Origin of the sequence: Limnohabitans sp. Rim8, from assembly GCF_945869175.1 — a bacterium.
Lineage (GTDB): Bacteria > Pseudomonadota > Gammaproteobacteria > Burkholderiales > Burkholderiaceae_C > Limnohabitans_A.
This window is the reverse complement of record NZ_CAMBNZ010000005.1, coordinates 1-26,473: the sequence shown is the minus strand read 5'-3', so window position 1 is coordinate 26,473 and position 26,473 is coordinate 1. Positions and strand designations below refer to the sequence as shown.

The 26,473-nt window shown below is 58.6% G+C and carries 27 protein-coding genes and 1 other RNA gene; 15 read left to right on the top strand and 13 right to left on the bottom strand.

Annotation, left to right across the window (positions count from 1 at the left end; all coding sequences use genetic code 11):
* Positions 1-4: 4 nt before the first annotated feature.
* Positions 5-1,552, bottom strand: coding sequence for a threonine ammonia-lyase, biosynthetic (gene ilvA, locus Q0O19_RS01535; RefSeq protein ID WP_295519424.1), 1,548 nt, complete (start codon positions 1,550-1,552; stop codon positions 5-7).
* On the opposite strand from ilvA, the gene Q0O19_RS01530 reads away from it, so the two are divergent.
* Complete coding sequence (locus Q0O19_RS01530; RefSeq protein WP_295519421.1) at positions 1,551-1,862, top strand: hypothetical protein; 312 nt, start codon at positions 1,551-1,553, stop codon at positions 1,860-1,862. The two genes, ilvA and Q0O19_RS01530, sit on opposite strands and share 2 nt — an antisense overlap.
* Here the strand turns inward: Q0O19_RS01530 and Q0O19_RS01525 are convergent.
* The gene (locus tag Q0O19_RS01525) at positions 1,846-2,703 is read right to left on the bottom strand and encodes a DUF6279 family lipoprotein (RefSeq protein ID WP_295519418.1); all 858 of its coding nucleotides are present in this window, start codon (positions 2,701-2,703) and stop codon (positions 1,846-1,848) included. The genes Q0O19_RS01530 and Q0O19_RS01525 overlap by 17 nt on opposite strands.
* 328 nt (positions 2,704-3,031) lie before the next feature.
* Between Q0O19_RS01525 and glmU the strand changes: the two genes are divergently transcribed.
* The gene (gene glmU / locus Q0O19_RS01520) at positions 3,032-4,450 is read left to right on the top strand and encodes a bifunctional UDP-N-acetylglucosamine diphosphorylase/glucosamine-1-phosphate N-acetyltransferase GlmU (protein WP_295519415.1); all 1,419 of its coding nucleotides are present in this window, start codon (positions 3,032-3,034) and stop codon (positions 4,448-4,450) included.
* A 63-nt stretch (positions 4,451-4,513) separates the two neighbouring features.
* Here the strand turns inward: glmU and Q0O19_RS01515 are convergent, their stop codons facing one another.
* Positions 4,514-6,370 carry a 5'-nucleotidase C-terminal domain-containing protein gene (locus Q0O19_RS01515; protein ID WP_295519412.1) on the bottom strand — a complete coding sequence of 619 codons (1,857 nt, stop codon included), beginning with the start codon at positions 6,368-6,370 and terminating at the stop codon, positions 4,514-4,516.
* A 108-nt stretch (positions 6,371-6,478) separates the two neighbouring features.
* Positions 6,479-6,958: an Lrp/AsnC family transcriptional regulator gene (locus tag Q0O19_RS01510; protein ID WP_295519410.1), complete on the bottom strand. Its 480-nt coding sequence runs from the start codon at positions 6,956-6,958 to the stop codon at positions 6,479-6,481.
* A gap of 129 nt (positions 6,959-7,087) precedes the next feature.
* Here Q0O19_RS01510 and glmS point away from each other — a divergent pair, with 129 nt between their 5' ends.
* Positions 7,088-8,956 carry a glutamine--fructose-6-phosphate transaminase (isomerizing) gene (gene glmS, locus Q0O19_RS01505; RefSeq protein ID WP_295519538.1) on the top strand — a complete coding sequence of 623 codons (1,869 nt, stop codon included), beginning with the start codon at positions 7,088-7,090 and terminating at the stop codon, positions 8,954-8,956.
* A 159-nt stretch (positions 8,957-9,115) separates the two neighbouring features.
* Here glmS and Q0O19_RS01500 read toward each other — a convergent pair whose 3' ends face one another.
* Together Q0O19_RS01500 and Q0O19_RS01495 are read right to left on the bottom strand one after the other, a co-directional pair.
* Positions 9,116-9,367, bottom strand: coding sequence for a hypothetical protein (locus Q0O19_RS01500; protein WP_295519407.1), 252 nt, complete (start codon positions 9,365-9,367; stop codon positions 9,116-9,118).
* Positions 9,368-9,633: 266 nt separating this feature from the next.
* Complete coding sequence (locus Q0O19_RS01495) at positions 9,634-11,118, bottom strand: amidase (protein WP_295519405.1); 1,485 nt, start codon at positions 11,116-11,118, stop codon at positions 9,634-9,636.
* Between the two features lie 166 nt (positions 11,119-11,284).
* On the opposite strand from Q0O19_RS01495, the gene Q0O19_RS01490 reads away from it, so the two are divergent.
* Positions 11,285-11,707 carry an SET domain-containing protein-lysine N-methyltransferase gene (locus tag Q0O19_RS01490; RefSeq protein WP_366939017.1) on the top strand — a complete coding sequence of 141 codons (423 nt, stop codon included), beginning with the start codon at positions 11,285-11,287 and terminating at the stop codon, positions 11,705-11,707.
* 23 nt (positions 11,708-11,730) lie between these two features.
* On the opposite strand, the gene Q0O19_RS01485 is transcribed toward Q0O19_RS01490, so the two are convergent.
* Positions 11,731-11,985, bottom strand: coding sequence for a VF530 family protein (locus tag Q0O19_RS01485; RefSeq protein ID WP_295519400.1), 255 nt, complete (start codon positions 11,983-11,985; stop codon positions 11,731-11,733).
* Between the two features lie 335 nt (positions 11,986-12,320).
* Here Q0O19_RS01485 and Q0O19_RS01480 point away from each other — a divergent pair, with 335 nt between their 5' ends.
* Both Q0O19_RS01480 and Q0O19_RS01475 read left to right on the top strand, forming a co-directional pair.
* Positions 12,321-12,509, top strand: a complete 189-nt coding sequence (locus Q0O19_RS01480) for a helix-turn-helix transcriptional regulator (protein WP_366939016.1) — start codon at positions 12,321-12,323, stop codon at positions 12,507-12,509.
* Between the two features lie 143 nt (positions 12,510-12,652).
* Positions 12,653-12,895, top strand: coding sequence for a LuxR C-terminal-related transcriptional regulator (locus Q0O19_RS01475; protein ID WP_295519398.1), 243 nt, complete (start codon positions 12,653-12,655; stop codon positions 12,893-12,895).
* Here the strand turns inward: Q0O19_RS01475 and Q0O19_RS01470 are convergent.
* Positions 12,892-14,712, bottom strand: coding sequence for an NAD(P)/FAD-dependent oxidoreductase (locus tag Q0O19_RS01470; protein ID WP_295519395.1), 1,821 nt, complete (start codon positions 14,710-14,712; stop codon positions 12,892-12,894). The two genes, Q0O19_RS01475 and Q0O19_RS01470, sit on opposite strands and share 4 nt — an antisense overlap.
* A 73-nt stretch (positions 14,713-14,785) precedes the next feature.
* Positions 14,786-15,703 (bottom strand): cysteine synthase A, encoded by a 918-nt coding sequence (cysK, locus tag Q0O19_RS01465; protein WP_295519391.1) that lies wholly within the window; start codon positions 15,701-15,703, stop codon positions 14,786-14,788.
* A gap of 103 nt (positions 15,704-15,806) precedes the next feature.
* On the opposite strand from cysK, the gene rnpB reads away from it, so the two are divergent.
* An RNA gene (gene rnpB, locus Q0O19_RS01460) (RNase P RNA component class A) lies at positions 15,807-16,159 on the top strand.
* A gap of 69 nt (positions 16,160-16,228) precedes the next feature.
* Here the strand turns inward: rnpB and Q0O19_RS01455 are convergent.
* The 3 genes from Q0O19_RS01455 to Q0O19_RS01445 form a co-directional block, all read right to left on the bottom strand.
* A complete protein-coding gene (locus Q0O19_RS01455; RefSeq protein WP_295519388.1) occupies positions 16,229-16,750 on the bottom strand; it encodes an Rrf2 family transcriptional regulator in 522 nt (173 codons plus the stop codon).
* A 167-nt stretch (positions 16,751-16,917) separates the two neighbouring features.
* Entirely contained in the window at positions 16,918-17,613 is a 696-nt protein-coding gene (locus tag Q0O19_RS01450; protein ID WP_295519386.1) for a S4 domain-containing protein, read from the bottom strand.
* Positions 17,614-17,641: 28 nt separating this feature from the next.
* Positions 17,642-19,288: an MBL fold metallo-hydrolase gene (locus tag Q0O19_RS01445; protein WP_295519384.1), complete on the bottom strand. Its 1,647-nt coding sequence runs from the start codon at positions 19,286-19,288 to the stop codon at positions 17,642-17,644.
* A gap of 76 nt (positions 19,289-19,364) precedes the next feature.
* Between Q0O19_RS01445 and dapF the strand changes: the two genes are divergently transcribed.
* The 4 genes from dapF (at position 19,365) to Q0O19_RS01425 (ending at position 23,158) form a co-directional block, all read left to right on the top strand.
* A complete protein-coding gene (gene dapF / locus Q0O19_RS01440) occupies positions 19,365-20,234 on the top strand; it encodes a diaminopimelate epimerase (protein WP_295519381.1) in 870 nt (289 codons plus the stop codon).
* Positions 20,235-20,252: 18 nt separating this feature from the next.
* On the top strand, positions 20,253-20,942 hold the full coding sequence (locus tag Q0O19_RS01435; protein WP_295519379.1) for a DUF484 family protein: 690 nt from the start codon (positions 20,253-20,255) through the stop codon (positions 20,940-20,942).
* Between the two features lie 18 nt (positions 20,943-20,960).
* Entirely contained in the window at positions 20,961-21,935 is a 975-nt protein-coding gene (locus Q0O19_RS01430) for a tyrosine recombinase XerC (RefSeq protein WP_295519376.1), read from the top strand.
* 119 nt (positions 21,936-22,054) lie between these two features.
* On the top strand, positions 22,055-23,158 hold the full coding sequence (locus Q0O19_RS01425) for a GTP-binding protein (protein WP_295519374.1): 1,104 nt from the start codon (positions 22,055-22,057) through the stop codon (positions 23,156-23,158).
* Between the two features lie 373 nt (positions 23,159-23,531).
* Here the strand turns inward: Q0O19_RS01425 and Q0O19_RS01420 are convergent, their stop codons facing one another.
* On the bottom strand, positions 23,532-23,765 hold the full coding sequence (locus tag Q0O19_RS01420) for a hypothetical protein (protein WP_295519549.1): 234 nt from the start codon (positions 23,763-23,765) through the stop codon (positions 23,532-23,534).
* Here Q0O19_RS01420 and dksA point away from each other — a divergent pair.
* From dksA to ftsL, 4 genes are all read left to right on the top strand, one after another.
* On the top strand, positions 23,659-24,492 hold the full coding sequence (dksA, locus tag Q0O19_RS01415; RefSeq protein ID WP_295519532.1) for an RNA polymerase-binding protein DksA: 834 nt from the start codon (positions 23,659-23,661) through the stop codon (positions 24,490-24,492). The genes Q0O19_RS01420 and dksA overlap by 107 nt on opposite strands.
* A 345-nt stretch (positions 24,493-24,837) precedes the next feature.
* Positions 24,838-25,266 (top strand): division/cell wall cluster transcriptional repressor MraZ, encoded by a 429-nt coding sequence (mraZ, locus tag Q0O19_RS01410; RefSeq protein ID WP_100172194.1) that lies wholly within the window; start codon positions 24,838-24,840, stop codon positions 25,264-25,266.
* Positions 25,267-25,271: 5 nt separating this feature from the next.
* Complete coding sequence (gene rsmH, locus Q0O19_RS01405) at positions 25,272-26,201, top strand: 16S rRNA (cytosine(1402)-N(4))-methyltransferase RsmH (protein ID WP_295519367.1); 930 nt, start codon at positions 25,272-25,274, stop codon at positions 26,199-26,201.
* A partial coding sequence (ftsL, locus tag Q0O19_RS01400) for a cell division protein FtsL (RefSeq protein WP_295519364.1) occupies positions 26,198-26,473 on the top strand: 276 nt, incomplete at its 3' end. The genes rsmH and ftsL, both read left to right, overlap by 4 nt.

Here is a 26,473-nt window from a genome sequence, read left to right as displayed (position 1 = left end):
GGCTTCAAGCCCTTAAAAACAAACGATAAACCGGGTTGTCTGTTTCCTCTGCGTAGGGATAACCTAAAGCCTGCAAAAATTTGTCAAAGGCCTTGTGGTCTCGTTTGGGTACCTGAATGCCCACCAAAATGCGGCCGTAGTCGGCGCCTTGGTTGCGGTAATGAAACAGGCTGATGTTCCAGCCCGGGCGCATCAGGCTCAAAAATTTCAGCAGTGCCCCGGGACGCTCCGGGAACTCAAAGCGCAGCAACCGTTCGTCTTGTGACAAATCCGAGTGCCCGCCCACCATATGGCGGATGTGCTCTTTGGCCAGTTCATCGTGCGTCAGGTCCAGCGCCTTGAATTGTTGCTTGTTGAAGTTGGCGGTGATCTGGGTGCTCTCGCCCTTGCCGTGCGTGCCCAGGCCCAAAAACACATGGGCTTGATCGGAGTCGCTCATGCGGTAATTGAACTCGGTCACGTTGCGCGGCCCGCCTGGCAGGCTACCGATCAACTCCAAAAAGCGCTTGAAACTGCCCCGCTCTTCGGGAATGGTCACGGCAAAGAGCCCTTCTTTTTCTTCGCCCACATCGGCCCGCTCGGCCACAAAGCGCAGGCGGTCAAAGTTCATGTTAGCGCCGCACAAAATAGCGGCGTAGGTCTCGCCTTTGGTTTTGTGTGTGGCCACATACTGCTTGATGGCGGCCACGGCCAGGGCCCCCGCGGGCTCCACGATCGAGCGGGTGTCGACAAACACATCTTTGATGGCCGCGCACACCGCGTCGGTGTCCACCGTCATGTAAGCGTCCACCAAGTTGCGGGCCACCCGGAAAGTTTCTTCGCCCACCAGCTTCACGGCCGTGCCGTCAGAGAACAAGCCCACGTCCGTCAAGGTCAAGCGTTTGTTGGCGGCAACCGATTGCATCATGGCATTCGAGTCGTTCATTTGTACGCCGATCACCTTCACCTTGGGGCGCACCGCCTTGATGTAGTTGGCCACGCCACTGATCAGACCACCACCGCCAATGGCCACAAACACCGCATCGAGCGGACCTTGGTGCTGGCTCAGCATTTCCATGGCAATGGTGCCCTGGCCCGCGATGACATCCGGGTCGTCAAAGGGGTGTACAAAGGTCAGGCCCTGTTTTTTTTGCAGACTCAATGCATGGTTGTGGGCATCGGAATAGCTGTCGCCGAACAGCACCACATGGCCCCCAAAGCCTTTGACCGCGTCGACCTTGACCTGCGGTGTGGTGGTGGGCATCACGATCACCGCCTTGGTGCCCAGGCGGCTTGCGCTGAGCGCCACGCCCTGGGCGTGGTTGCCAGCCGAGGCGCAGATCACGCCTTTTTTCAGCTGGGCGGGCGTCAAGTGCGCCATTTTGTTGTAAGCCCCGCGCAGCTTGAAACTGTGCACGGGTTGCTGGTCTTCACGCTTCAACAGCACCTGGTTTCCCAAGCGGCGAGAGAGGTTGGGGGCGAACTCCAAAGCCGACTCGGTGGCGACGTCATAGACCTTGGCGTTCAGAATTTTGATCAGGTAGTCGGCGGGTTTGAGGTGTTTGGTGGTCATGGCCAGCGCAGGCGAAGGCAAGCCCCGCCTCCAAAAGAGAGTGGCCTTGATCATAGCGGCCAAAAAAATGCCCCAAGCCTTGCGGCTTGGGGCAAATCCACCTTTTCAGAGGGTGGAGGAGACAACAGGTGCGTGCAAAAAAGCACGCTTGTTCACAATTCTACGTGAATTTTGCTGCGGTGCAACAAGGGCAAGGGTCGAAATGCAAAAAACACTGAAAAACGATTTATTCAATCAATTCAGACGGCTTGAAACTTTTGGATTGACAGGAGTATTCAAGGTGTTCGAGCGGATCACTGTTTGGGTTTGACCAGGTCTTTGACATCTTTTTCATAGGCACGCAGCCTGCGCGTGGCCTGCTGGCGCTGCTCAGGTGTCGCGGCGTTGTGCAGTTGAGCCAAGTTCTCGCAGGCACGTTGCGACAAGTTTTGCACCACAGCACGCTGAGCGGCCTCTGGCGGCTTCATCCAGCGTTGCCACACCCCCCAAAGCTGGGCTTCCACCTCGACCTGCGAAAGCTTGTATTGGCTGATGCCCTGTAAGGTGGAGAGCAAGTCTTGTTGTCGGCGTTGGCGGTCTTGTCGGCCCCACTCCGCCGTCCAAGGGGATTGGGCCAATTGCGTCTTGACCAAGCTGACCTGAGTTGGCGTCAATTCACCATAAAAGGAGCGGTAGCGCTCCAGTGTTTTGTCCAAACGACGTTCAAGACGCTCACTGACGCTGCCCAGCAACCATTCTTTTTCCCATTCTTCGTTTTGGCTTTCCCAGCGCCGAGCCAAATGGCTCAGCTGCCGAGGGCCCAAGGCCATGGCGACTGGGGCCGCCTGCACCACAGCCTCGCGCATCAGAGTGTCCAGTCGGGTTTGCACGTCGGACCACACACGACACACTTGTTCTGTCTGCACAGGGCCGGCAGACAAAACCTGGGCGCGCTGAAGCAGTTCGGCATAAGCTGTTAACTCTTCGCTGCGGTGCCATTGGTAGAGGTTGTCTATGGCCTGTTTGGCCCCCGCCGTTTGCGAGCCACTGAACGACACCGTGCTGTCGAGCCACCAATAAGACAAGGTAGGCAGTTGCTGGTAGCCCAGTTTGATGGCGCTGCAGCCTTGCAGCAGCAGAAACCCAATGAGCGAGAGCCAAAGGCGTGTCATGTGTTGCCCGCCAAAAGGACAGGCCACTGAATCGGTGTGCCCGTTCCGTTCAAACTCTGAAAGGACGAGACTGAACATTGGGCGCTGGTATTCCAAGTCAGGTTCGAGGGGGGTGATCGCATGCAATGGTTCGCAAAGTAGGGTTTGCCCGTTCCCGGTCGTGGATTTGGTTTGGGGCTGAGCCAAGCCACTTTTTTACTCATTGTGTACCTTTTACAAAATCCTGCAGAGGATCCAGCCCATCGTTGCCGCTCAGCTTGGCACAGTCTGGTGATAATCCAGACTTGTTGGCTGAAACCGAACTGAGGACAGCCTCAGAAAGAGACCCATGAGCTTGAGCATCCCGTTTCCCGTTGATGTCGTCGTGATGGCCGCCGGCAAAGGCACCCGCATGAAAAGCCGCTTGCCCAAAGTGTTGCAGCGTCTGGCAGGCGTGCCACTGGTACAGCATGTGCTGAACACAGCAGCCCAGCTGAATGCCCGCTCGGCCGTGGTCATCACCGGCCATGGCGCTGACCAGGTGGAGCCTTGGGTGTTGGCACCGGGTCAGGCGTTGGCGGTGCAATGCGTCCGCCAAGAGCCCCAGTTGGGCACAGGCCATGCCGTGCAGCAGGCGGTCCCCGTGCTGGCCAACGATGGGGTGGTGATTGTTTTATCGGGCGATGTGCCTTTGACCGAGGCCGATACCCTGCAAGCACTGATCGCCATGTGTGGCGGTGACAAATTGGCGCTGCTCACCATCGACTTCGTTGACCCGACGGGTTATGGTCGCATCGTGCGGCAGGGCGATGCGGTGCAAGCCATCGTGGAGCACAAAGACGCCACCGACGCCCAACGTCAAATTCAGGAGGTGTACAGCGGCATCATGGCCGTGCCCACCGAGCTTCTCAAAAGCTGGCTCAGTCGCATCGACAACCAGAACGCTCAGGGCGAGTATTACCTGACCGATGTGGTCAAGTTGGCCGTGGCAGACGGCGTGCCTGTGGTGGCGCACAAGATCAAGGACCCGCTGCAGGTGGCGGGCATCAACAGCCCCTTGCAACTGGCCGAGCTGGAGCGCGCCCACCAACTGCGCCAGGCGAACCGCCTGATGGAACAGGGTGTGCGCCTGAAAGACCCGTCCCGCTTTGACCTGCGCGGACAACTCGATTGTGCGCAAGATGTCGAGATCGACGTGAATTGCATTTTTGAAGGCCAGGTGTCCTTGGGCGAGGGCGTGAAGGTCGGCGCGCACTGTGTCATCGCCAATTGCACCATCGCGGCGGGTGCGGTCATTCACCCCTTCACGCACATCGACGGCGAGAAATCAGGTGTGTCGGTGGGTGAGCGTGCGCTGGTTGGCCCATTTGCTCGCCTGCGCCCCGGTGCGCAGCTCGGCCCTGAGGTGCACATCGGCAACTTTGTCGAGGTCAAAAATTCAACGATGGCCGCTGGGGCCAAAGCCAACCACCTGGCCTATTTGGGCGATGCCACCGTGGGCGAGCGTGTGAACTACGGCGCGGGCAGCATCACCGCCAATTACGACGGTGCCAACAAACACCGCACCGTGATCGAGGCCGATGTGCACATTGGCAGCAACTGCGTGCTGGTGGCACCGGTGACGATTGGGGCGGGCGGCACTGTAGGCGGTGGCTCGACGATCACCAAGAGCACCGATCCCGGCGCATTGAGCGTGGGGCGGGGCAAACAGGTCAGCATTGCCAACTGGAAGCGGCCTGACAAAACTTCAAAAAAACATTTTGGCTAAAGATCGTGGTCAAAAAAGAACGCCAAGCCTGCAAAGGCTTGGCGCTGGATCGGTCGCGATCAATTACTCACGATAGCTTTTTGTGCTGAAAGTGCTGGTCGCTGGCTTTGACAAGGCCGGGTTCTTCTTGACGTACTGCAGAAAGGAGTCCGCATAATCCAAGAAGGTGTTTTCCTTGAGGCTCTTGTCAATACCTTTGAGAGTCAAATAGTTGTCGCCGCCACCCGCTGTAAAGTCGTTGGTGATGACTTTGTAGGTTTTGCTCAAATCAAAGCTGACCCACTGACCATTGCTCTGGATTTCAAGATTGCTTGCACGTGAGCCTTTGACTTTGGTGATATCCACGTCAAAACGCAAACCTGCAGTGTAGGGATATGCACCGGAGCCCGTGCCCCCGTTGTTACCCAACATCGAGTCAATGCCGTCTTCAACAGTGTCTTTCACCTGCTGACCCGTCATAGGGATGCGAACCAAAACGTTTTTGAAGGGTAAAAGTGTGTAGACCTTGCCAACGGTGATGTCGCCTGATGCAATGTCAATGCGAACACCTCCAGCGTTTTGCAATGCGATGTCAGCGCCACCAAAAGTTTGGCCTTGCAACAAAAAGGCTTGCGCTACGAGTTGTTGTATGTCGCCACCACGGGCAACGACACCGGCATCTTTGTTGCAGATGTCGCCCAAGCTAGAGCGTGTGACATCGCTTTTGGCACCAATGCCAGGGACACGACGCAAGCACAGGTTTTCGGATGATTTACCCACCAAAACCGAACCCAAAGCGACTTTGGCATCGCTGAATGGCTTCAAAGCCGTCACCGTTTCGGTCAAAGGCGTTGTCAACCTGAAGACGCCTGAATCAGTCAAAGCTTTTTTATACGCAGCGGCATCGCTCGCATTGGAGACGGTTGAGCCCTCTTTGAATGTGTCGCCTACCAGCACCATGGGCGCACCTTGACAAGCGCTCACATTGCCCTTGCTGTCGAATTCCACCTTGAGTTTCCCGACCACGTAGCTGTATTGCCAAGCTTGAACCACACAAACAGGCTGACCACCCGCATTGGTCAACTTGGTGGGGTAGGAGCCCTCGGGTGATAAACCAAAACTTTTCATGCTGTCTGGACCCAGCAGTGTGTGGGAGTCACCACCCACCACCACATCGACTCCTCTGAGCTTTGTCGCTAATTTCGTGACGTCGAACTCATAGCCCACATGGCTCATGACAATGATTTTGTTGACGCCTTGGCTGGTGAGTGTGTCAATGGCACTTTGGGTGCTGATGACCTCATCGCTGAACATGGTGGTGACGTCGGGGCGTGACGCATTTTTGGTTTTCTGTGAAATCGTCACACCCACAATGCCAATTTTTTGACCATCACGGGTCACAGTGGTGTAGGGCAGAAATTTTCCTGCGATAGGGGATGTTGTGCTGGTGCTGACGTTGGACGACAGCAAGGGTGTTTGGCACTTTTTGGGGTCCTTGTTCAAAAAACCGATGAACTTGGACAAGCCTGTATCGCCAGTATCAAACTCGTGGTTGCCAAAAGACATGGCGTCGAAACAAACGGTATTCATGGCAATCGCATCCGCCTCGCCTTCACTTTGGGTAAAGTACAAGTCTCCAGTCAGGGCATCGCCAGCATGCAGTTTGATGACGTTGGTGCTTTTTGCTGATTCTTCGCTCATGGCTGCTGCGACGCGCGCAAACCCACCCATTGGCAAGGTCACCGACTTGGTTGCCCCTGCAGCATTAGGCAGTTGAAGTGTTGTGCTTTCCTCATCAAGGCGCGAATGGTGGTCGTTGATGTGCAGCAATGTCAAGCTGATGGGTGGGGTAGTGACTTCAGATTCGCCTCCACAGCCAGTCAAAACAACGGCCAACAAGCTCACACTGAGAAAAGATTTTGCGAAATGAATTTTATTCATGGTGATGATCGGTTTAATTACCTGTACGTTGCATTCCAAAACGCCATGAAATCATTCAATTGCGACAAATTGATGAAAGTTATTGGCACTTTCGAGAAAAGTGCGTCATCAAATAGGCCAAGTGGTGGTGAACTTTGCCCGTTTGGTTGCAAAGAATGCCTTCACATTGCGCACATTGGCATCCTGTGTGAACAGCGTTTGGCTCAAGGCCAGGTAATGCGGCATGTCACGGGCCTGCAGCACCAGCATGAAGTCGGGGCCTGGCGACACGCGCCAGCACTGTTGCACCGCTTCGTTCGCCACGGCGCGGGCTTCAAAGGCGTCCAAGTGTTCACTGCCTTGCTTGTCCAGTGACACCTCGACCAATGCCGTGAGGCCGTAGCCCAAGGTGGCGGCGAGCAGGTCGGTGCTGAGCACAGCCACCTGCCGCTCAACCCACCCACCTTCGATCAAGCGCTTGACACGGCGCAGGCAGGTGGGGGGTGAGACATTGACCTTGTCGGCCAGCGCCACATTGCTCAGGCTGGCGTCGTGCTGCAAGCTGTCGAGCAGTTGCAGGTCGATCGCATCGAGTTCATTGGATTCCATAAATTAAATTTTATTGAAATTAAATTCCATTAATGAATTATAGTGAAATAAAAATCCATTAAGTTCCAAAAATTGATCGGATATTTTAGTGAAGTCTGCCTACCATCGCTCATCCACCCTTTCAGGAGCATCCCCAGGTGTGGCATCGTCGGCGCCGTTTCTTCCCGCAACATCGTTCCCATCTTGGTGCAGGGCCTGCAGCGGCTCGAATACCGGGGTTATGACTCCTGCGGGGTGGCTGTGCACTCGGCCAGTCTGAACGGCGGCACGGGAGGCCTGCAGCGTGCCCGCAGCACTTCACGCGTGGCCGAACTCATAGACCAAGTCACGGCCGACCACATCGAAGGCGGCACCGGCATCGCCCATACCCGCTGGGCCACGCACGGCGCACCTGCCGTGCACAACGCCCACCCGCACTTCAGTCACGGCACGGGCGCAGCAGACACCAAGCCGGGCAAGGTGGCTTTGGTGCACAACGGCATCATCGAAAACCACGAAGAACTGCGTGCCGCCCTGCAAGCCAAGGGCTATCTGTTTTTGAGCCAGACCGACACCGAGGTCATCGCCCACCTGGTGGACAGTTTGTACGACGGTGATTTGTTTGAAGCCGTCAAGACCGCCATTCGTCAGCTCCATGGTGCCTATGCGATTGCCGTGTTCCACAAAGATGAGCCCCAGCGCGTGATCGGTGCACGCGCAGGCTCGCCGCTCATTTTGGGTGTGGGCCAGGGCGAAACCTTTTTGGCCAGCGACGCCATGGCTTTGGCGGGTGTGACCGACCAGATCGTCTACCTGGAAGAGGGCGACGTGGTCGACATCCAGCTGGGCAAATACTGGGTGGTGGACCGCGAACACAAGGCCGTGACCCGCACTGTGAAAACCGTGCACGCCCACAGTGGTGCGGCCGAACTCGGCCCTTACCGCCACTACATGCAAAAGGAAATTTTCGAGCAACCCCGCGCCATTGCCGATACGCTCGAAGGCGTGGAGGGCATCACGCCCGAGCTGTTTGGCGACGGCGCTTATTCAACGTTCAAGGCCATCGACAATGTGCTGATCTTGGCGTGCGGCACCAGTTACTACAGCGGCTGTGTGGCCAAGTACTGGATTGAAGCGATCGCCAAAGTGCCCTGTCAGGTGGAGATCGCCAGCGAATACCGCTACCGTGAATCGGTGCCCAACCCGAGCACCCTGATCGTCACCATCACCCAAAGCGGCGAGACCGCCGACACCCTGGCGGCTTTGCGCCACGCACAAAGCTTGGGGCAACTGCACACGCTGACGATCTGCAATGTGTCCACCAGCGCCATGGTGCGCGAATGCAAACACGCCTACGTGACCCGCGCAGGGACCGAGATCGGTGTGGCCTCGACCAAGGCCTTCACCACACAACTGGCCGGCTTGTTTTTGCTGACGCTGGCGCTGGCGCAGACCAAGGGTCGCCTCAGTGATGCCGAAGAAGCCGCCCACATCAAAGCCATGCGCCGCCTGCCCGCCGCGCTGCAAGCCGTGCTGGCGCTGGAGCCTCAAATCATCGCCTGGTCACAAGAATTCGCCAGCAAAGAAAACGCGCTCTTCCTGGGACGGGGCACGCACTACCCGATTGCGCTGGAAGGCGCGCTCAAACTCAAAGAAATCACTTACATCCACGCCGAAGCCTATGCGGCAGGTGAGTTGAAACACGGCCCGCTGGCCCTGGTGACCAGCGCCATGCCCGTGGTCACCGTGGCTCCCAATGACCAACTGCTGGAAAAGCTCAAGAGCAACATGCAGGAAGTCCGCGCGCGTGGCGGCGTGCTCTATGTGCTGGCCGACGGCGGCACGAAGATCGAGAGCAGCGAAGGCGTCAACGTCATCCGCATGCCCGAGCACTATGGCGTGCTCTCACCCATCTTGCATGTGGTGCCGTTGCAGTTGCTGAGCTACCACACGGCGTGTGCGCGGGGGACGGATGTGGACAAGCCGAGGAATTTGGCCAAGAGCGTGACCGTGGAGTAATTCAGCTCGCTTTTGCCTCCCGAAGGGTCGAAGGGTCCTGACCAACAAACTTGTGTTTGGCTGCCAATGGCGACCCACAGATCAGGCCTGGTGCCCTGACCGGGCAGTTTGGGCAGGTATCGGATCACAGCGCTCGTTAGACCTATTCGGTTAGAAGAATTACAGAAACACACCGTTTGGACGTTCAAGATGGGTCATTGAAATCTTTTTCAATTTGATTTCATCTTCCATGCGCCACATGTCAACAAGCAGTTTCCAACGGGCGGCCATGTTTTTTTTGATGGTCATCCTCACCGCCTGTGGAGGGGGCGAGTCCGGTGAAGCGCCAGCGCATGCCACCAAAATCTCCATCCTCAACGGAGCACCCTTGAGCGATTGCTCGATCGGGGGCGTAACGATCAACTCCGGCACTGATTTCAGTGATGATCTGGTTCTGCAAGATACAGAGATCACGGCCACGCAATACATGTGCAATGGCCAAAACGGTACAGCAGGAGTGGCCGGAACAGTGGGATTGACTGGAGTCATTGGCATGGTTGGCTTGACAGGGACAAGTGGACTCACGGCTCCTGATGTGATCTCTTATGAGTAGCCAAGTCTCAGTTGTTTGGCAGGTGGAAGTCGGGTCAGTGCTGGATTTGACACCAACCAAGATACCTTACTCAATAAACCAGAAGTCACTGTGACGTGACTTGCGCCACATGGACCCCTGGCCTGCGCCCATCGTTCCACTTTCCTCCCAGCGCCCGCTCGATCTGTGCGGCCAGTTGCAGCAAAAGCCCATCGTTGGCCTGGCGGGCCTGTGCTTGGATGCCCAAAGGCAAGCCGTTCTCTTGTGTGGCCATCGGCAGTGAGATGCCGGGGATGCCGCACAGGTTGGACAGGGGGGTGTAGGCGAAGTTTTGCCAGAGGTTTTCAAACCAGTCGTGCACCGAAGGGTTGTCGCTGGTCGTCAGGTATTCGGTGGTGCCCAGCAGGGGCGTGGGCAATGCGGTGATGGGCGTGAGGATGATGTCCCAATGCTCAAAGAACTCGCCAAAACTGCGTGAGGTGGTGTTGAACACAGCCTGCATTCGGGCGCGTTCGGCGTAGCTGGTTTTCAGACCTTCTTCCCAGATTTTGATGTTGATCGGCTCCACCAGATCGGCAGGGGGCCTCTCCAGCCCCAAAGGCTTGAGCAGATTGGTGATGGTTTGCGCAAAGTTGCTGATGTAGCAGGTGGTTTGGGCAGCAAAGGCGGCTTCCAAGTCCACATCGGGCAGGGCCCATTCGACGTGGTGGCCCAGGCTCTCCAGAAAACGTCCGGCTTTTTCCAACTCGGCTACAAAGTGCGGCACCGCGCGGTAATGTCCCCATTCGTGCGACAAGGCGATGCGTAGCCGAGCCGGGTCGCGCTTGATGAGCGTGCTGTAGGTCTCGGGCGTTGACCAATAGGGCATGAATTCACCAGGCGCGCCGCCCCGGCAATGGTCCACAAAGGCGGCGGTGTCCCGCACGGTGCGGCTGTGGCAGCCCTGAGTCGACACCAAGCCCGTGAGGTCTGAGGCTGCAGGCGCGATCGAAAACACGCCGCGCGAGGCCTTGAGGCCAATGTTGCCGTTGAAGCCTGCCGGGATGCGGATTGATCCACCGCCGTCGGTGGCGTGCGACAAGGGCAAGACACCCGCCGCCACGGCCGCCGCTGTGCCTGCCGACGAGCCGCAGGTGGTGTACTGCAAGTCCCAGGGGTTGCGCGTCACATACACGGCGGGGTTCTCTGCCGAGCTGCACACCCCAAACTCGGGCGTGGTGGTGCGGCCCATCACGTTCAGGCCGGCTTGCTTGATGCGCCCGGCCAGGTAGCTGTCGGCAGTGGCGCGGTTGCCGCGCATCAAGAGCGAGCCCATTTCCTGTAAACGGCCTTTGAGCGTGGGCCCCAGGTCTTTCATCAGGTAGGGCACGCCCGCAAAGGGCCCATGGGGGTTCATGCCATCTCGGGTCGGCTCGCTCACCAGGTCGTCAAACACCTCGACCACGGCGCTGAGCGTCGGGTTGACCAAGGCGATGCCGGCCACTGTTTGGCGAGCCAGTTCGGTGGGTGTCAGTTCGCCACGCTGCACACGTTCGGCCAGGCCCACGGCATCGTGACCGGCCCATTCTTCCCAACCCATGACGAGTGACATAGCGTTTTGCCTTTTTGCTGAGGTCTGGATAAATTAAAACAGAGTCAGCTTGGTGGGGCTGTCGCTGTCGCGATGTTGCACTGGCACTTTATAGTCAGGCCTCACCTCATCACGTCCCGTTGAAAAAGCCACTTTGAGCCACCTGCCTGTCCCCAGACTGATCCATGTGCATTCATCTGAGGTGCATGGCAAAGGCGTATTCGCGACCCGTCACATCGCCGCAGGCGAGACGGTGATCGAGTACGTGGGCGAGGTCATCAGCATGGCCGAGGCGATACGCCGCCACCCCCATGACCCCAGCAACCCTGATCACACATTTTATTTTCACTTGGACGACGGCACAGTGATCGATGCGCTTTACGGCGGTAACGACTCGAAATGGATCAACCATTCGTGCCGTCCCAATTGCGAACCCGATGAACGCCAAGGGCGAATTTTCATCATGACACGCAGGCCTGTGTTCAAAGGTGAAGAATTGACTTTTGACTATGGCTTGTACAGTGACGAGCCGATGACCGAGGCCTTGAGAGCCCGCTATGTCTGCCGATGTGGGGCGTCCAAGTGCCGGGGCACGATGTTGTCGGATTGAGCGGTTTGCTCAGACCGTGCACCTCAATGACCTTGTTTTTTTTGTTCGCGCAGCATGAACAGGTAAAGGCTTTCAACTTTGTCACGCGCCCAAAGCGTTTTGCGCAAAAACTTGAGGCTCGAGCCCACACTGGGGTCGTGCGTGAAACAGCGGATCTGAATGCGTTGACCCAGATCGTCCCAGCCATAAAAATCGGCCAGTTGGGTCACGATGGCCTCTAGGGTCATGCCATGCAAAGGGTTGCGGGCTTGCGGATTGTCTGGCGATGAAAGTGACATGGCTTGATTTTACGCAGGGCCGTGGGTGCCCACCGTCAGGGTCAGGCCCGCACCCGAAGCGTTGAATCATCCATCAATGCAATATGTTGGATGGGATTTAACGGTAAACGAGTAGTCGTTATCACCGATAAAGAGGATGGTTGTTGAAGACTTTGGGCCCTATCCTTCATGGACCATGGGCCCGTGCTTGAGAGATGAAAAAGCGTTTGCGGTCCGTGTTATTGATGAAAGAAGACGTGACCTATGTGCATCAACCTCGTGCTGGCTGACCCTTACCCGATGATGCTCGAAGGCTTGACCCAAGCGTTTAAGGTTCATCAGTCTATTCGGCCCATTTGTTGACCCCCCGAGAAATGACGGTTGCCCGCATGGTGACCGAAGGTTTGCCGAACAAGAGAATTGCCAGCCAATTGGCCATCAGCGAGGAGACGGCCAAGTTGCATTTGCACCACATTTGCCAAAAGCTCAGCTGTCCGGGGAGGATGTCTTTGCAGCGCTGCATGCAGGAGCAAGGTGTGACGTGAGGTGAACGGAAAAATCTCAATGGCTCTTAATGGTTCTTTATGAGGTGTAGCGCACATTGAGCAGCATTGACGAATTGATGTCCGCAATATGTGCGGCGGCATCAGGGCGTGTGTATCTGTGCCAATCGGCTGCATCAGAGATGATGGATTGCTTCAGAAAAGTCCGCTCAGGCTACAGCCCTGCCAAAAACCTTTTGGGTACACGTGAGGAGCAGGTGCTGTGCCTGATTGCCGATGGGTATTCGTCCAAAGAAATTGCACGCAACCTTTTGATCGCGCCCAGCACGGTCGAAGTGCACCGGCGCAACATCATGCGTAAAATCGGTCTGCACAAGGTGGCCGACTTGACACGCTACTCTGTTCGCAAGCAGATGGTGTCGGTCTAGCTTGCAGGCGCCATGATATGGCGGGCCAAAGATTCCGCCACCTTGATGCCATCCACCCCCGCCGACAAGATGCCGCCCGCATAGCTTGCGCCCTCGCCCGCCGGGTACAGCCCTTGGGTGTTGGTGCTTTGGTGGTCTTCGCCGCGCGGGATGCGCAGGGGCGAGGAGGTGCGTGTTTCCACCCCGGTCATCACCGCATCTGCCATGTCGTAGCCGCGGATCTTGCGGCCGAACACCGGCAGCGCTTCACGCATGGCGGCGACCGCGTAGTCGGGCAAGACATCGGCCAAGTCGACCAGTTTCACGCCGGGTTTGTAAGACGGTTGCACACTGCCCCACTGACTGGAGGGACGTTGGGCCAGAAAGTCCCCCACCAATTGCCCGGGGGCTTCGTAGTTGCTGCCGCCCACTTCAAAGGCACGCGTTTCCAGTTGGCGTTGCAGCACGATGCCCGCCAGCGGGTGTGATTGGGCAGGCAATTGTTCGGCCAAGTTGCGGGCTTCTTGCGCCAGCTGCGCGCCGTCTGACTCGCCAAATGCGGCTTGCCAGGCGGCGGTGTCCAGTGGGTAGTCGGGCGGGTCGATGGCCACCACCATGCCGGCATTGGCATTGCGTTCGTTGCGCGAGTATTGGCTCATGCCGTTGGTGACCACGCGGCCCGGCTCGCTGGTGGCCGCCACCACCGTGCCACCGGGGCACATGCAAAAGCTGTATACCGCCCGGCCATTTTGCGCGTGGTGAACCAGCTTGTAGTCGGCAGCCCCCAGCAGCGGGTGGCCTGCGTGGCGGCCCCAGCGCGCCTGGTCGATCACGCTTTGCGGGTGCTCGATGCGCACGCCGATCGAAAACGCCTTGGCCTGCATGGCCACGCCCCGACGGTGCAGCATGACAAAGGTGTCGCGCGAACTGTGGCCCAGGGCCATCACCGCGTGACGCGTGTGCAGGGCCTGGCTTTGGCCGGTGCGCAAGTCCTGCACTTGCAGGCCCGTCAGTTGATGGCCCTGTGCGGTGGTCGCGAGCAGCACATCGCTCACCCGCTGCTCAAAGCGGATCTCACCGCCCAAAGCGATGATCTGCTCACGGATGTGCTCGACCACTTTGACCAGCTTGAACGTGCCAATGTGCGGGTGCGCCGCATACAGGATGTCGGCAGGTGCACCCGCCTTGACGAACTCCTGAATCACCTTGCGGCCCAAATGTCGCGGGTCTTTGATCTGGCTGTAGAGCTTGCCGTCAGAGAAGGTGCCTGCGCCGCCTTCGCCAAATTGCACATTGCTTTCGGGGTTGAGCACTTTTTTGCGCCACAGGCCCCAGGTGTCTTTGGTTCGTTCACGCACGGGCTTACCGCGCTCCAGAACAATGGGCTTGAAGCCCATTTGCGCCAAAGCCAGCGCTGCGAACATGCCGCAAGGCCCGAAGCCGACGACCACTGGGCGCTCGCCTTGTTCTGCACCAAAACCGACCGGGGCTTGGCAGGGCGCGTGCCACGCCATGTCGGGGGTGGCCTGGATGTGTGGGTTGGCATTGAACTGGTGCAACAAGGCCGCTTCGTTGACCACCCGGCTGAGGGCGAGATCTACGATGTAGACCGCCATCAAATCGGCCTTGCGCGCATCAAAGCTGCGTTTGAAGACCTGCAAAGTGGCGATGTCGTTCTCTGCGATGCCCAGTGCCTGTGCGGCCAATTGGCGCAAGGCTTGATCGGGGTGGGGTGTGGGCAGTCGGTCTGCGTCGGTTTCTGACGGGGCATTGGCCGCGCGGCGGACTTCCACCGGAACGGCGGAAAGGGGCAGTTTGAGTTCTGAAATCCGGATCATGTCAACCTCTGTGGCTTGTGGTTATCAAGCAAGAAGCCGTGATTATCGCCGTGCAGATGGCACTGCGCAGCGATCAAGCCGGCAAGAACCCTTCAATCGACAAATAGCGCTCACCTGTGTCGTAGTTAAACCCCAGCACGGTGGCGCCCGCAGGCAAATCGGCCAGTTTTTGAGCAATGGCCGCCAGCGTGGCCCCAGACGAAATGCCCACCAAGATGCCCTCTTCACGCGCTGAGCGGCGTGCGTATTCACGGGCCGCCTCGGCATCGACCTGGATCACGCCGTCGAGCACGCTGGTATCCAGGTTGTTGGGAATGAAGCCCGCGCCAATGCCCTGGATGGGGTGAGGTGCTGGTGCACCGCCCGAAATCACGGGCGAAGCGGCAGGTTCGACCGCAAAGACTTGGAGGTTTGGGAATTTGGCCTTGAGTACACGGGCTGTGCCAGTGAGGTGGCCGCCCGTGCCCACACCCGTGATGAGCGCGTCGATGCCCTCGGGAAAGTCAGCCAAAATTTCCTGCGCGGTGGTGCGCACATGCACGTCGATGTTGGCGGAGTTTTCAAACTGTTGGGGCATCCAGGCACCGGGCGTGCTGGCCACCAAGTCCTGGGCCCTGGCAATCGCCCCTTTCATGCCTTCTGCGCGGGGCGTGAGGTCGAAGCTGGCGCCGTAGGCCAGCATCAGGCGGCGGCGCTCAATGCTCATGCTGTCGGGCATCACCAACACCAATTTATAGCCCTTGACGGCCGCGACCATGGCCAGGCCAATGCCCGTGTTGCCCGAGGTGGGCTCGATGATGGTGCCGCCTGGTGTCAAGGCGCCGGACTTTTCGGCGTCTTCGACCATGGCCAAGGCGATGCGGTCCTTGATGGAGCCGCCGGGGTTGCTGCGTTCGGACTTGATCCACACGTTGGCATGGTCGCCAAACAAGCGGTTGATGCGCACATGAGGGGTGTCGCCGATGGTCTCGAGGATGGTGTGTGCTTTCATGGGCGGTCTCCGATGAGAAATGGCAGGGGCAAAAAACCATTGTGCGCGAAACGGCAGACCCTGAGCGACATCAGCACATGACCGCAGGCGATAATCAAGTGGTGAAGCACGCCAGACCGTCGCTGGTGCAATTTCCGAAAGGAAGCACTGGAGGAACGTCCGGACTGCACAGGACAGCGTAGGAGGTAACGCCTCTCCACCGTGAGGTGAGGATCAGAGCAACAGAGACGAGCCGATTGAGTTCGGGTGAAACGGGCAATCTCTACGCGCAGCAATACCAAGTAGGCCTTCCTGAATGGGTGTGGTTCGCCGCATCCCTTCTCCCTGTGGTTCCGCGGGGTGAGTTGGCGGGTAGGTAGCATCGAGCCGGGTGGGCGACCCCCGGCCCAGAGTAATGGCGGTCACGCAGCGGGCAACCGCTGTGCACAGAATCCGGCTTATCGGCGGGCTTCACACTTTTTTCCTGTGGGCAAACCACAAAAAACCCGCCGAAGCGGGTTGGGGGTTGTCTGTGGCGTGAACAGATCAGCCGCGAGACGGCATCAAACTGGCCCCCAAGGCGAACACCGAATTGGGCGCGGTGATTTTCAAGGTGCTTTTGGGCTTGGCAAAGACGCCGCGCTTGACCACCGGCTGAGGAGCTGGCTCAACGGTGACGCCTTTGGTGCGTTGCTCGGCCACCAATTGGCGCAGGCTGATGGACTGCAGGTGGGTGAGCATTTTTTCGTTCAGGCTGGCCCACAGCTCGCTGTTCATCCAGCCGCCTTCGGCAGCGGCTTCTTCGTCCGAGGGCGCATCCACTGCCCCCACGATGTCGGCCATGGTGATTTTTTCGGCATGGCGTGACAGGGAATAGCCGCCACCGGGGCCGCGGGTGCTTTCGACCAAACCGTGCTGGCGCAGCTTGCTGAAGAGCTGTTCCAAATAGGACAGCGAAATTTGATGGCGCACGCCGATGGCTGCGAGGGACACGGGACCGCGGTCTTCGCGCAGTGCAACGTCGATCATCGCGGTGACGGCAAATCGGCTTTTGGTGCTCAAACGCATGGTGTGCTCCTTGTTTCGATGGACAAGCCTTACAGGGCATTACCCCGGTCACAGGATGCGCGAATCGCAAATGTGACTGATTGGTAATTTTCTCAGACTCTTGACACAGATGGCGATTGCCCGTTTGATTTCAAGGGTAAATCCTGTGTATTTTTGTCGGAAATCAACTAAAAACGTTCGTGACTTTCCAACTGCCGCCATTGCTGGGGCTCTAACGGGGCCAGGTTCAGGCGCCCCACGCGTTGACGCCGCAGATCTTGCAGGGGGCACTGTTCGTCCAGCCAGCGGCCTAAATCCAGGCCATCGATGTCTTTGCCGGCGATGCGCAATACCGTCACGGCGTCGGTTTGGCGGTTGATGCTGGCGCGGATCCCGGGGCCGTTCAGGGCCTTGATAAGTCCCTCGGACACTTCACCACCCACTGTAGCCATCCATTCTTGCTCCATCGGGGTGCGGCGGTCTTCCAAGTGGCGCAGCACGGCCACATCGTCCGTGAAAATGCACAGCCCACTGGCCGGCTTGGCCAGCGGCAAGGGCATGTGCATTTTGGCCAAGCGCTCATGTCCCCAAATACCAGGTTGTGGGGCTTTGAGGCCCACGGTGTCTTGCAGCCAGGCCAAGTTGGCCACCCGTTCCGCAGGCTTGAACAGCACCAAGGTCATGGGGGCGAGTGCGGCCATCGAGACCAAACGGTTGACCGTCACGGCTTGTTCATCCTGCACGCGCCGGGCCGGATCGGTGACGATTTTGCCTGTGACCTGCACGCCACCGGCCACGATCAGGGCTTCGGCTTCGCGGCGCGAGCAGTTGTGGTCGGCTGCCACACGCTTGGCCAGCCGAATGCCTTCTTCAGAGGAAATCATCAATGCTTTCAATCATGATCAGTGAGGGTCAAGGCAGGGCTTGTTCCCGGATGTGGTCCACGTGCGCTTGCAAAGACCGTGCGGCGACGGGCCACAGGCGGGACGGTACGTCGTCGTAGGCTTTTTCCACCCATTCTTGCAAGCTGCCCTGGGGCAGGGCCTGCATGGCCGCGGCAATTTTGGCCTCTCGCCTGAGGCGATGCGCCCGCAGCTGCGTGATGGCCTGGTGGGCAAAGCCCAGCACATGGCCGTGCGCGGGCAAGATGAATTCGATGTTTCCGGCTTTGCAAGCTGCCGCCAGTTTGTCCAGCGAGTCGAGGTAGTCGCCCATGTGGCCGTCAGGCGGGTCGATCACGGTGGTGCTGCCATTGAGCACATGGTCGCCCGAAAACAGTAGGCCATCTTCCTCCAGCACCAGGCAAAGGTGGTTGGCCGCATGGCCGGGCGTGTGCAGCACCCGCAGGGTGTGTGTGATGTCGCCCTCGACCCCCGTGCCGTTCAAGACCCATTTTTCACCATCGGCCAATTCGCGATCGGGTGTGAAGCGGCTGTTGGCGCGAGCGGTGGTTTTGGAGGCCAGGCCCAAAATCGGCGGTTGGAGCGTGCACAACGCTTGCAGCGGGGCTGCGCCAGGCGAGTGGTCCGGGTGCGAATGGGTGCACAAAATGGCCTTGATTTGCCCGCCTGTTGCACGCCACAGGCGTTGCAGGTGCGCCTCGTCGGCTGGGCCCGGGTCAATCACCACGAAGCCGGTGTTCGGGTCGCCCACCAAATAGCTGTTGGTGCCAGGGCCGGTCATCACGCCGGGATTGGGGGCCGTGAGGCGTTGCACGTTTTTCAGCAAAGAAACAGCTTGCTCGGTTTGCCAGTCCAGGTGGTGGTGGATTTGGCCGTCAGGCGTGACCAGAGCCAGTTCGCCAAACGGCGCTTCGTGCTCCATGTAACGCGCTTCCTGGCCCGCCAGCCAGCCTGCCCGGGGGCAACTGGTCCACAGCGGTTCGTCGTTTTCAGCGCAGGCTTTCAGCACCGCGTCCACCGTGGCAAAGGCTTGGAGTCGATCCAGCGTGCGGATGGTCGGGAAAATGATGAAAAACTGCCCCAGCGCATGGCGGTCCAATGCCTCTTGCGGCCGCACCCAAACCGGCTCGAATTGTTCGGATTCGTCCGCCACTGGGGTTTGGCCCTCGGGCATGCGGGCCACCAAAAAGGGCACGTCAAATCGGCGCGGCAGGTCGCGGTCGGTGATCCAGTGGGCCAGCACAAACACTTGGTCGGCCGCCAGCGTCAGGCCTCGGTTCAGGCATTGCGCGGCAAATGGGCCTTGACGGTCGATGGCGGCGATGTCGCTGGGGTCAGCCCATCGGCCATCGGCATGGTGGGCGAACAAAATGCCCAGTTCCTCGAAACTTTCGCGGATGGCCGCAACAGCCTGTGTCAGGTGCAAGTCACTTTGCGTGGGGCGGCGTTTGGCCATGCCGTGGCTGTTGGCGTCGGCGGCGTCGATGCCGCCACCCGGGAACACATAGGCCCCGGGTGCAAAGCTGGCCATCATCGAGCGGCGGGTCATCAACACTTCAATGCCCTGCGGGCAGTCGCGCAGCAGCAGCACGGTGGCGGCAGGGCGCAGCAAAGCAGGTTCGCGTTGGGGGTAAAGGAGTTGGGATGTGCGTGCCATATCCCATTATCTGTTGACTTGTGTCGGTGTGACCTGTCGGCTGAGATGTGGTAGGCCAAAGGCGATAATCTATACCATGCACATCCGCTTTACCAAAATGCAAGGGGCCGGCAACGACTTTGTCGTGCTCGACGAGACGCAAGGTCGTCTGGGCCTGAGCACGGCGCAGTACCGTTTTTTGGCCGACCGACACTTTGGCGTAGGGGCCGATCAGATCCTCAGCGTTCGCCCATCGCCCGCCCCTGGCCTGGATTTTGAATACGTGATCCACAACGCCGACGGTGGCGAGGTGGAGCACTGTGGCAACGGGGCCCGGTGCTTCGTGCGTTATGTGAACGACAAAGGCTTGACCGACAAAACCACGGTGCGTGTGAAGGTGCAAAGAGGCGAGATCGAGCTGCGCATGAATCCCGATGGTCGGGTGACGGTGAACATGGGCGCACCTGTGTTCGATTGGGCGCTGGTGCCTTTCAATCCCATGGGCCTCATCAGCGACCAGGTGAACGGCTGGCCTGTCTTTGATTTGGTGTTGGGCGAACTGGGTATTGCCCGGGTCGGGGTCGTGTCCATGGGCAATCCGCATGCCGTGCAGCGCGTGGACAGTGTGGACAGCTTTCCGGTGTTGGCCCAAGGCCCTCTGATTGAAAACCACCCGGCTTTCCCCAAGCGGGTGAATGCGGGCTTCATGCAGATCGTTTCGCGTCACCAGATCAAGCTTCGCGTGTTCGAGCGTGGCACTGGCGAAACCTTGGCTTGCGGCACGGGCGCATGTGCCGCCGTGGTTGCAGGCATACGCCAGGGATGGTTGGACGCCCTTGTGGACGTGCAGACCCGCGGCGGCGTGTTGACCATTGAGTGGGCTGGGCAGCCCGACAGTCCGGTGTGGATGACCGGCCCGGCCACTTCTGTTTTTGAGGGCAGCATCGATGTGCCCGACCACCTTTGAATTTCTGGAGCCCTCCGCATGAAGACCCCTGACCCCATGAGCCCGATCACCGAAGACGACATCGCCGACTACTTGGTGAACACACCTGACTTTTTCGAGCGCCACGCCTCGCTGTTGGCGACGGTGCAACTGACCCACCCTCAAAGCCACCGCACGGTCGGATTGCAAGAGCGTCAGGCACAAATGCTGCGCGACAAGATCAAGGGTCTGGAGCACCGCATCATGGACATGATGCGCCACGGCAGCGAAAACATGGTGTTGACCGACAAAGTTCACCGTTGGTCCTGCGAACTGCTGGTCACGCCGCACGACCATTTGGCGGATTCGGCGGTCGACAACATCCGGGATTTGTTCCAGGTGCCGCAGGTGGCTTTGCGTTTGTGGTCACTGCAGGGGGAATACGCCCAAGCAGCCTACGCACAGGGTGTGACCGAGGCGGTGCAAGTCCTGGCCACTTCGCTGGACCGGCCCTATGTGGGGATCAATTCGGGTTACGAAGCCGTGCAGTGGTTGTCAGAACCCAACCAAGCCGCATCTTTGGCACTTTTGGCATTGCGGCCGGCTCCGGGTCAAGCTGCTTTTGGCCTGTTGGTGTTGGCCTCACCCGATGCGCAGCGCTTCAACAGCCAGATGGGTACCGACTTGCTGGAGCGCCTGGCCGAGCTGGCGGGCGCAGCCTTGTCGGTGTTGCAAAAGCCGCAGGCCTGAACTGTGTCGGATGCTGCCATGTCGGACGCGGCGGCCCCCGATCCGCTCGTCATGCGTTATCTGGACCATGTGCGCTTTGAAAAACGCTTGGCCGAACGCACCTGCACGCTGTACGCGTTGGATTTGACCCGCTTGGCCCAGATGTCGGCCGCCTCGAAAGTGCCTTTGCTGCAGGTGCAAAGCGGCCATGTTCGCCGTTGGGTGGCGCAGATGCATAGCGCTGGACGCAGTGGGCGCGGCATCGCCCTCATATTGTCCGGCTGGCGCGGGTTTTACACCTGGCTGGGGCGCGAGGGCCTGATCGCCCAAAACCCGGTGGTCGATGTGCGGGCACCGCGTGTGGCCAAGCCCTTGCCCAAAGCACTGGGCGTGGACGAAGCGGTGCAACTGGCCGAGCATGCAGAAGACAAAGACGACCCTTGGCTGGAGGCCCGTGACGCGGCCATGGTGGAGTTGCTGTATGGCTGCGGCTTGCGCATCGCCGAGTTGACCGGGCTGGACGTGGTGGCGAGCACCGATGCGGCGCGTGCCGGCCGCGGCTGGATCGACTTGCCCAATGCTGAAGTGCATGTGCAAGGCAAAGGCAGCAAGCGCCGAACCGTGCCCCTGGGCCGTTGCGCCATGGAAGCGCTGACGCATTGGCTGGCCGTGCGTCCTCAGTTGCCCGGCATGCTGACAGCGCCTGCAAGGGGCGCCTCCCCTTTGGCTTTGGCACTGTTTCCAGGGCAGCACGGCACGCGCCTGACACCCCGCGGTGTGGCCCAGCGCCTCAAGCGCCGCAGTCTGTTGGCGGGCCTGGCCACGCCGGTTCACCCCCATATGTTGCGCCACTCGTTTGCCAGCCATGTGCTGCAGTCCAGCGGCGATCTGCGGGCCGTTCAAGAGTTGTTGGGCCATGCCAACATCGGCACCACCCAGGTCTATACGCGGCTGGATTTTCAGCACCTGGCCAAGACCTACGACGCGGCGCATCCCCGCGCCAAACGAAAATAAAGCCCCAGCGATGCTGGGCTTGTGTGGCGTGAGGCCATGCGGGACAGGCATACGCGGGCTTGGCATTCATCGCTACACTCCCCACCTTGTGCTTTTTTGACCCGCAACGGAACCGTGCCATGTCCTTGATCCCCACCACCATCCTGACCGGCTTTTTGGGTTCGGGCAAAACCACCCTGCTCAAACGCGTGCTGACCGAGGCCCATGGCCAGAAGATCGCCGTGATTGAAAATGAGTTCGGCGAGGAAAACATCGACAACGATATCCTGGTGTCGGAAACCGATGAGCAGATCATCCAAATGAGCAATGGTTGCATCTGTTGCACCATCCGCGAAGACTTGCGCGTGACTTTGCAGCTTCTGGCCGCCAAACGGCGCAAAGGCTTGCTCAGTTTTGACCGCATCGTGATCGAGACCACCGGCTTGGCCGACCCTGGCCCCGTGGCGCAGACTTTTTTTATGGACGACGAGATCGCCGAGACCTATTTGCTCGACTCCATCTTGACCCTGGTGGACGCCAAACATGCCGCCCAACAACTCAACGACCGCCAAGAGGCGCGTCGCCAGGTGGGTTTTGCCGATCAGATTTTCATCAGCAAGGCCGATCTGGTCTCGCCTCAGGAGTTGGATGCCTTGCAGCACCGCCTGAAACACATGAACCCGCGCGCCCCTCAAAAAGTGGTGCATTTTGGCGACGTGGCCTTGTCTGAAGTGTTCGATCTCAAGGGCTTCAATTTGAACGCGAAATTGGACATCGATCCCGACTTCCTGAAAGAAGACGACCACGACCATGCGCATGGTGAGCATTGCGATCACCCCTCACACCAACATGACCACGCGCATGACCATGAGCACGGTGAGCACTGCGACCACCCCTCACACCAGAACGACCATGCCCACGGTCAGGGTCACCACCATCACCACGATGACGATGTGAAAAGCTTTGTTTTCCGCTCTGACAAAGCCTTTGACCCCGCCAAGCTGGAAGATTTTTTGGGTGCCATTGTCAACATCTATGGCCCGCGTATGCTGCGCTACAAAGGGGTGTTGAACATGCGCGGTACCGAGCGCAAGGTGATTTTCCAAGGCGTGCACCAACTCATGGGCAGCGATTTGGGCCCCATGTGGGCCGATGGCGAAACCAAAACGAGCAAGATGGTGTTCATTGGCATTGATCTGCCCAAGGACATCTTGTTACAAGGCCTGGAGCAGTGCTTGGTTTGACCGGCTCTTGGACCCGTTTCTGTCCACGACGCCCGCTGTCATTCGGGTGCTTTAATGCACGGTGAACCCGTCATTTAATCTGGGTCTGGGCATTTTTAACCGTTCTTGTCGTTACAATCGCCCGCCTGAAGCCTCCCCCTTTCGGGGAGGCGGTTCAACCCCAACCAATTTGTACCAGGGGTTTGAAATCCAAATCAACAGGTTTTTCAATCGCTTGCTACTTGGTAGCAAAAGGTGTGGGCCTGCCTTTTCACACGGCTAGGAGACAAGACGTGACGACCCCGAAGAAAAAAGTGGCGGCCCCTGTGAAAACCACCTCGGCCAAAGCGGTGCCCGCCAAGAAACCTGTGCCCGCCAAATCGGCAACCCCAGTTCAATCTTTGAGCAAGGCCAAGAAGGTGGCCCCATCTGCCCCGAAGCCGGTGGTGAAAAACAAACCTGTGCCACCTGCAGGCAATACAAGCAAGAGCCCCAAAAAGGTGGTGGCTGCTTCCAAATCCATGCCCGTCAAAAGCAAAGCTGTCGCCCCTGTCGCTCGAAAAGCGGTGGTGACAGCCCCCAAGCCAACTCCAGCCTCCAAGGCCAAGGTGGCGCCTGTGTCGTCCACTAAAAAGGCGACTCCTGTACCTGAAGTGAAACCTATGACAGTTAAAAAAGTGGCGACACCGACCACCCCGGTCGCCCCAGTGGCCGAAATGGTGGCAACCGTGGCCGCACCCGCAGCGCCTGAACAATTGGTGCGTGCCACACGTCCTTCTGCACGCTTGGCCCAAATCACGGTGCCTTCTTTGCCTCCCGCAGTGGCCTCTACGGCTGCAAAATCCAGTTTCATGCCCACGACGCCGGTGGCCGTCGTGTCTGCGCCGTTTGCACCGGTCAAGAAAGACCCCAAGCTGGCCAACAACTGGAAAACCAAGCCTGTTGAGGCGCTGATCGATGCCGAAATCTTGGCCATGTCGGACGATGCTTACATGAACAACGTGCAGTTGGCTTACTTTCGACGCAAGTTGTCGATTTTGAAGCAAGAGATCTTGAACAGCGCAGGCGCCACCACCGAGCATTTGCGTGAAGACACCGTGGTGGTGCCGGATCCGGCAGACCGTGCCACGATCGAAGAAGAGCATGCATTGGAGCTGCGCACCCGTGACCGTGAGCGCAAGCTGCTCAAGAAGATCGAGCAATCCATTGCCTTGATCGATGGCGGCGAATATGGCTATTGTGACGAGACTGGCGAACCCATTGGCGTGGGGCGTTTGTTGGCCCGGCCCACCGCGACTTTGTCCCTTGAGGCGCAGCAGCGCCGTGAGTTGAAGCAAAAAATGTTTGGTGATTGAGCGCGGTATCTCCCGCGGTTGCCGAAAAAACCCCTTTTCAGGGGTTTTTTTACGGCCCAAGCCTGCACAGCTTGGAAAAAACGCTTCTGACCGTCACGGCATGGCTTCATTTTCATATTTAAATTTCCTTCACAGCTTACTTTCAATGCCTCTTGTAAGTGCCTAATTTACAAAGAAATTCTCCGCGTGGTTGGGTTCAATTTCAGCGCTAAGCCATTGATTTCATTGAAAAAAATGATCTAAACCAGTTGAGTTGCACTGAATTCCTGATACAGTGCAAAAAAGTGCAAATAAGTGGGGGAAAGTGTCTCCGCTGGTGCATTTCAACTGAAAAAGGTCTTCGCTGTGTTTCAAGGCGCTTCATCGCTGAGTCTGGATGCCAAAGGGCGGTTGTCTGTACCGACCCGGCACCGTGACGTCCTGAGCGCGACAGCCCAAGGCCAGCTGACCATCACCAAGCACCCGCACGGCTGCCTCATGGTGTTCCCCCGCCCCGAGTGGGAAAAGTTCCGCGAACGCATCGCCGCATTGCCCATGTCGGCCCAGTGGTGGAAGCGTATCTTTTTGGGCAACGCCATGGACGTTGAGATGGATGGCACCGGGCGCGTTTTGATCTCCCCAGAGCTGCGCCAAGCCGCAGGCATTTCCAAAGACACCATGCTTTTGGGCATGGGCAACCACTTTGAGTTGTGGGACAAAACCACCTACGACGCGCAAGAAGCGCAGGCCATGCAGGGCGACATGCCCGATGTGTTCAAGGACTTCTCGTTCTGAATGCCATGAGCACCTCTGAACTGACCCACATCACGGTCCTTTTGAATGAGGCCGTTGACGAATTGCTGCAGGCTTCGGCCGGTGCCGACGGCCGCTATGTGGATGCCACATTCGGTCGAGGCGGACATTCCCGCTTGATTTTGTCGCGTTTGTCACCTCAAGGCCGTTTGCAGGCTTTTGACAAAGACTTGGAAGCTATAGCCGAAGCTGAATGCATTGCAGACAGCCGGTTTCTGATCCGTCATGAAGGCTTTTCTAACCTGGGTGAACTGCCGCCCGGCAGTGTCGATGGCGTCTTGATGGACCTGGGCATCAGCTCCCCCCAAATTGACAGCCCCGAGAGGGGTTTTTCTTTTCGTTTTGACGGCCCACTGGACATGCGCATGGACACCACGCGCGGACAAAGTGTGGCCGATTGGTTGACCACAGCAGAGGTGGATCAAATCACGGAGGTGATACGTGACTATGGCGAAGAACGGTTTGCTTTTCAGATTGCAAAGGCGCTTGTGGCTCGCCGACAAGAGCGGGGCCCAATTTCAACCACCACCGATTTGGCCCAGCTCGTGGCTGACACGGTCAAAACTCGCGAGCCGGGCCAGAACCCTGCAACGCGGACATTTCAGGCTTTTCGGATTTTCATCAACGCAGAGCTTGCGGAGCTCGAACAAGCGTTAGAAGCCAGTCTGCATGTGTTGGCACCGGGTGGTCGTTTGGTGGTGATCAGTTTCCATTCGCTAGAAGACCGCATCGTCAAACAGTTCATGGCCAAGCACTCCAAAGAGGTGGTCGACCGGCGTGTGCCGTTTGCCGAGCCGGTCAAGATGCGCTTGAAGACGCATGGCCGCATTCGCCCCAGCGAGACCGAGGTGCGCGGCAACCCCCGCTCGCGCAGCGCGATCATGCGCATGGCCGAGCGCACCGAGGTGCCGGCATGACCCGTTTGAGTATTTTCTTGTTGTTGGCCGTGTTGGCCAGTGCGCTGGTGCTGGTGCACAGCCAGTATGAAACCCGCCGTTTGTTCATGGCGCTCGAATCGGCCAACAAAGAAGCCAAACGCCTGGAAGTGGACCACGACCGCCTGCAGGTCGAGCGACGCGCCCAGGCCACGCCTTTGCGCGTTGAGCAAATCGCACGCCAGCAACTGCAAATGCGCCCAGCTTCTCCTGGCATCACCCAATACGTGACCCGGCCCGGCGCCACCCATTCG

Coding starts and splice junctions, on each gene's coding strand:
- Q0O19_RS01530 (WP_295519421.1), top strand. CDS start 1,551: ATGGCCAGCGCAGGCGAAGGCAAGCCCCGCCTCCAAAAGAGAGTGGCC.
- ilvA (WP_295519424.1), bottom strand. CDS start 1,552: ATGACCACCAAACACCTCAAACCCGCCGACTACCTGATCAAAATTCTG.
- Q0O19_RS01525 (WP_295519418.1), bottom strand. CDS start 2,703: ATGACACGCCTTTGGCTCTCGCTCATTGGGTTTCTGCTGCTGCAAGGC.
- glmU (WP_295519415.1), top strand. CDS start 3,032: ATGAGCTTGAGCATCCCGTTTCCCGTTGATGTCGTCGTGATGGCCGCC.
- Q0O19_RS01515 (WP_295519412.1), bottom strand. CDS start 6,370: ATGAATAAAATTCATTTCGCAAAATCTTTTCTCAGTGTGAGCTTGTTG.
- Q0O19_RS01510 (WP_295519410.1), bottom strand. CDS start 6,958: ATGGAATCCAATGAACTCGATGCGATCGACCTGCAACTGCTCGACAGC.
- Q0O19_RS01495 (WP_295519405.1), bottom strand. CDS start 11,118: ATGTCACTCGTCATGGGTTGGGAAGAATGGGCCGGTCACGATGCCGTG.
- Q0O19_RS01485 (WP_295519400.1), bottom strand. CDS start 11,985: ATGTCACTTTCATCGCCAGACAATCCGCAAGCCCGCAACCCTTTGCAT.
- Q0O19_RS01475 (WP_295519398.1), top strand. CDS start 12,653: ATGGATTGCTTCAGAAAAGTCCGCTCAGGCTACAGCCCTGCCAAAAAC.
- Q0O19_RS01470 (WP_295519395.1), bottom strand. CDS start 14,712: ATGATCCGGATTTCAGAACTCAAACTGCCCCTTTCCGCCGTTCCGGTG.
- cysK (WP_295519391.1), bottom strand. CDS start 15,703: ATGAAAGCACACACCATCCTCGAGACCATCGGCGACACCCCTCATGTG.
- Q0O19_RS01455 (WP_295519388.1), bottom strand. CDS start 16,750: ATGCGTTTGAGCACCAAAAGCCGATTTGCCGTCACCGCGATGATCGAC.
- Q0O19_RS01450 (WP_295519386.1), bottom strand. CDS start 17,613: ATGATTTCCTCTGAAGAAGGCATTCGGCTGGCCAAGCGTGTGGCAGCC.
- Q0O19_RS01445 (WP_295519384.1), bottom strand. CDS start 19,288: ATGGCACGCACATCCCAACTCCTTTACCCCCAACGCGAACCTGCTTTG.
- dapF (WP_295519381.1), top strand. CDS start 19,365: ATGCACATCCGCTTTACCAAAATGCAAGGGGCCGGCAACGACTTTGTC.
- Q0O19_RS01435 (WP_295519379.1), top strand. CDS start 20,253: ATGAAGACCCCTGACCCCATGAGCCCGATCACCGAAGACGACATCGCC.
- Q0O19_RS01430 (WP_295519376.1), top strand. CDS start 20,961: ATGTCGGACGCGGCGGCCCCCGATCCGCTCGTCATGCGTTATCTGGAC.
- Q0O19_RS01425 (WP_295519374.1), top strand. CDS start 22,055: ATGTCCTTGATCCCCACCACCATCCTGACCGGCTTTTTGGGTTCGGGC.
- dksA (WP_295519532.1), top strand. CDS start 23,659: ATGCCCGTCAAAAGCAAAGCTGTCGCCCCTGTCGCTCGAAAAGCGGTG.
- rsmH (WP_295519367.1), top strand. CDS start 25,272: ATGAGCACCTCTGAACTGACCCACATCACGGTCCTTTTGAATGAGGCC.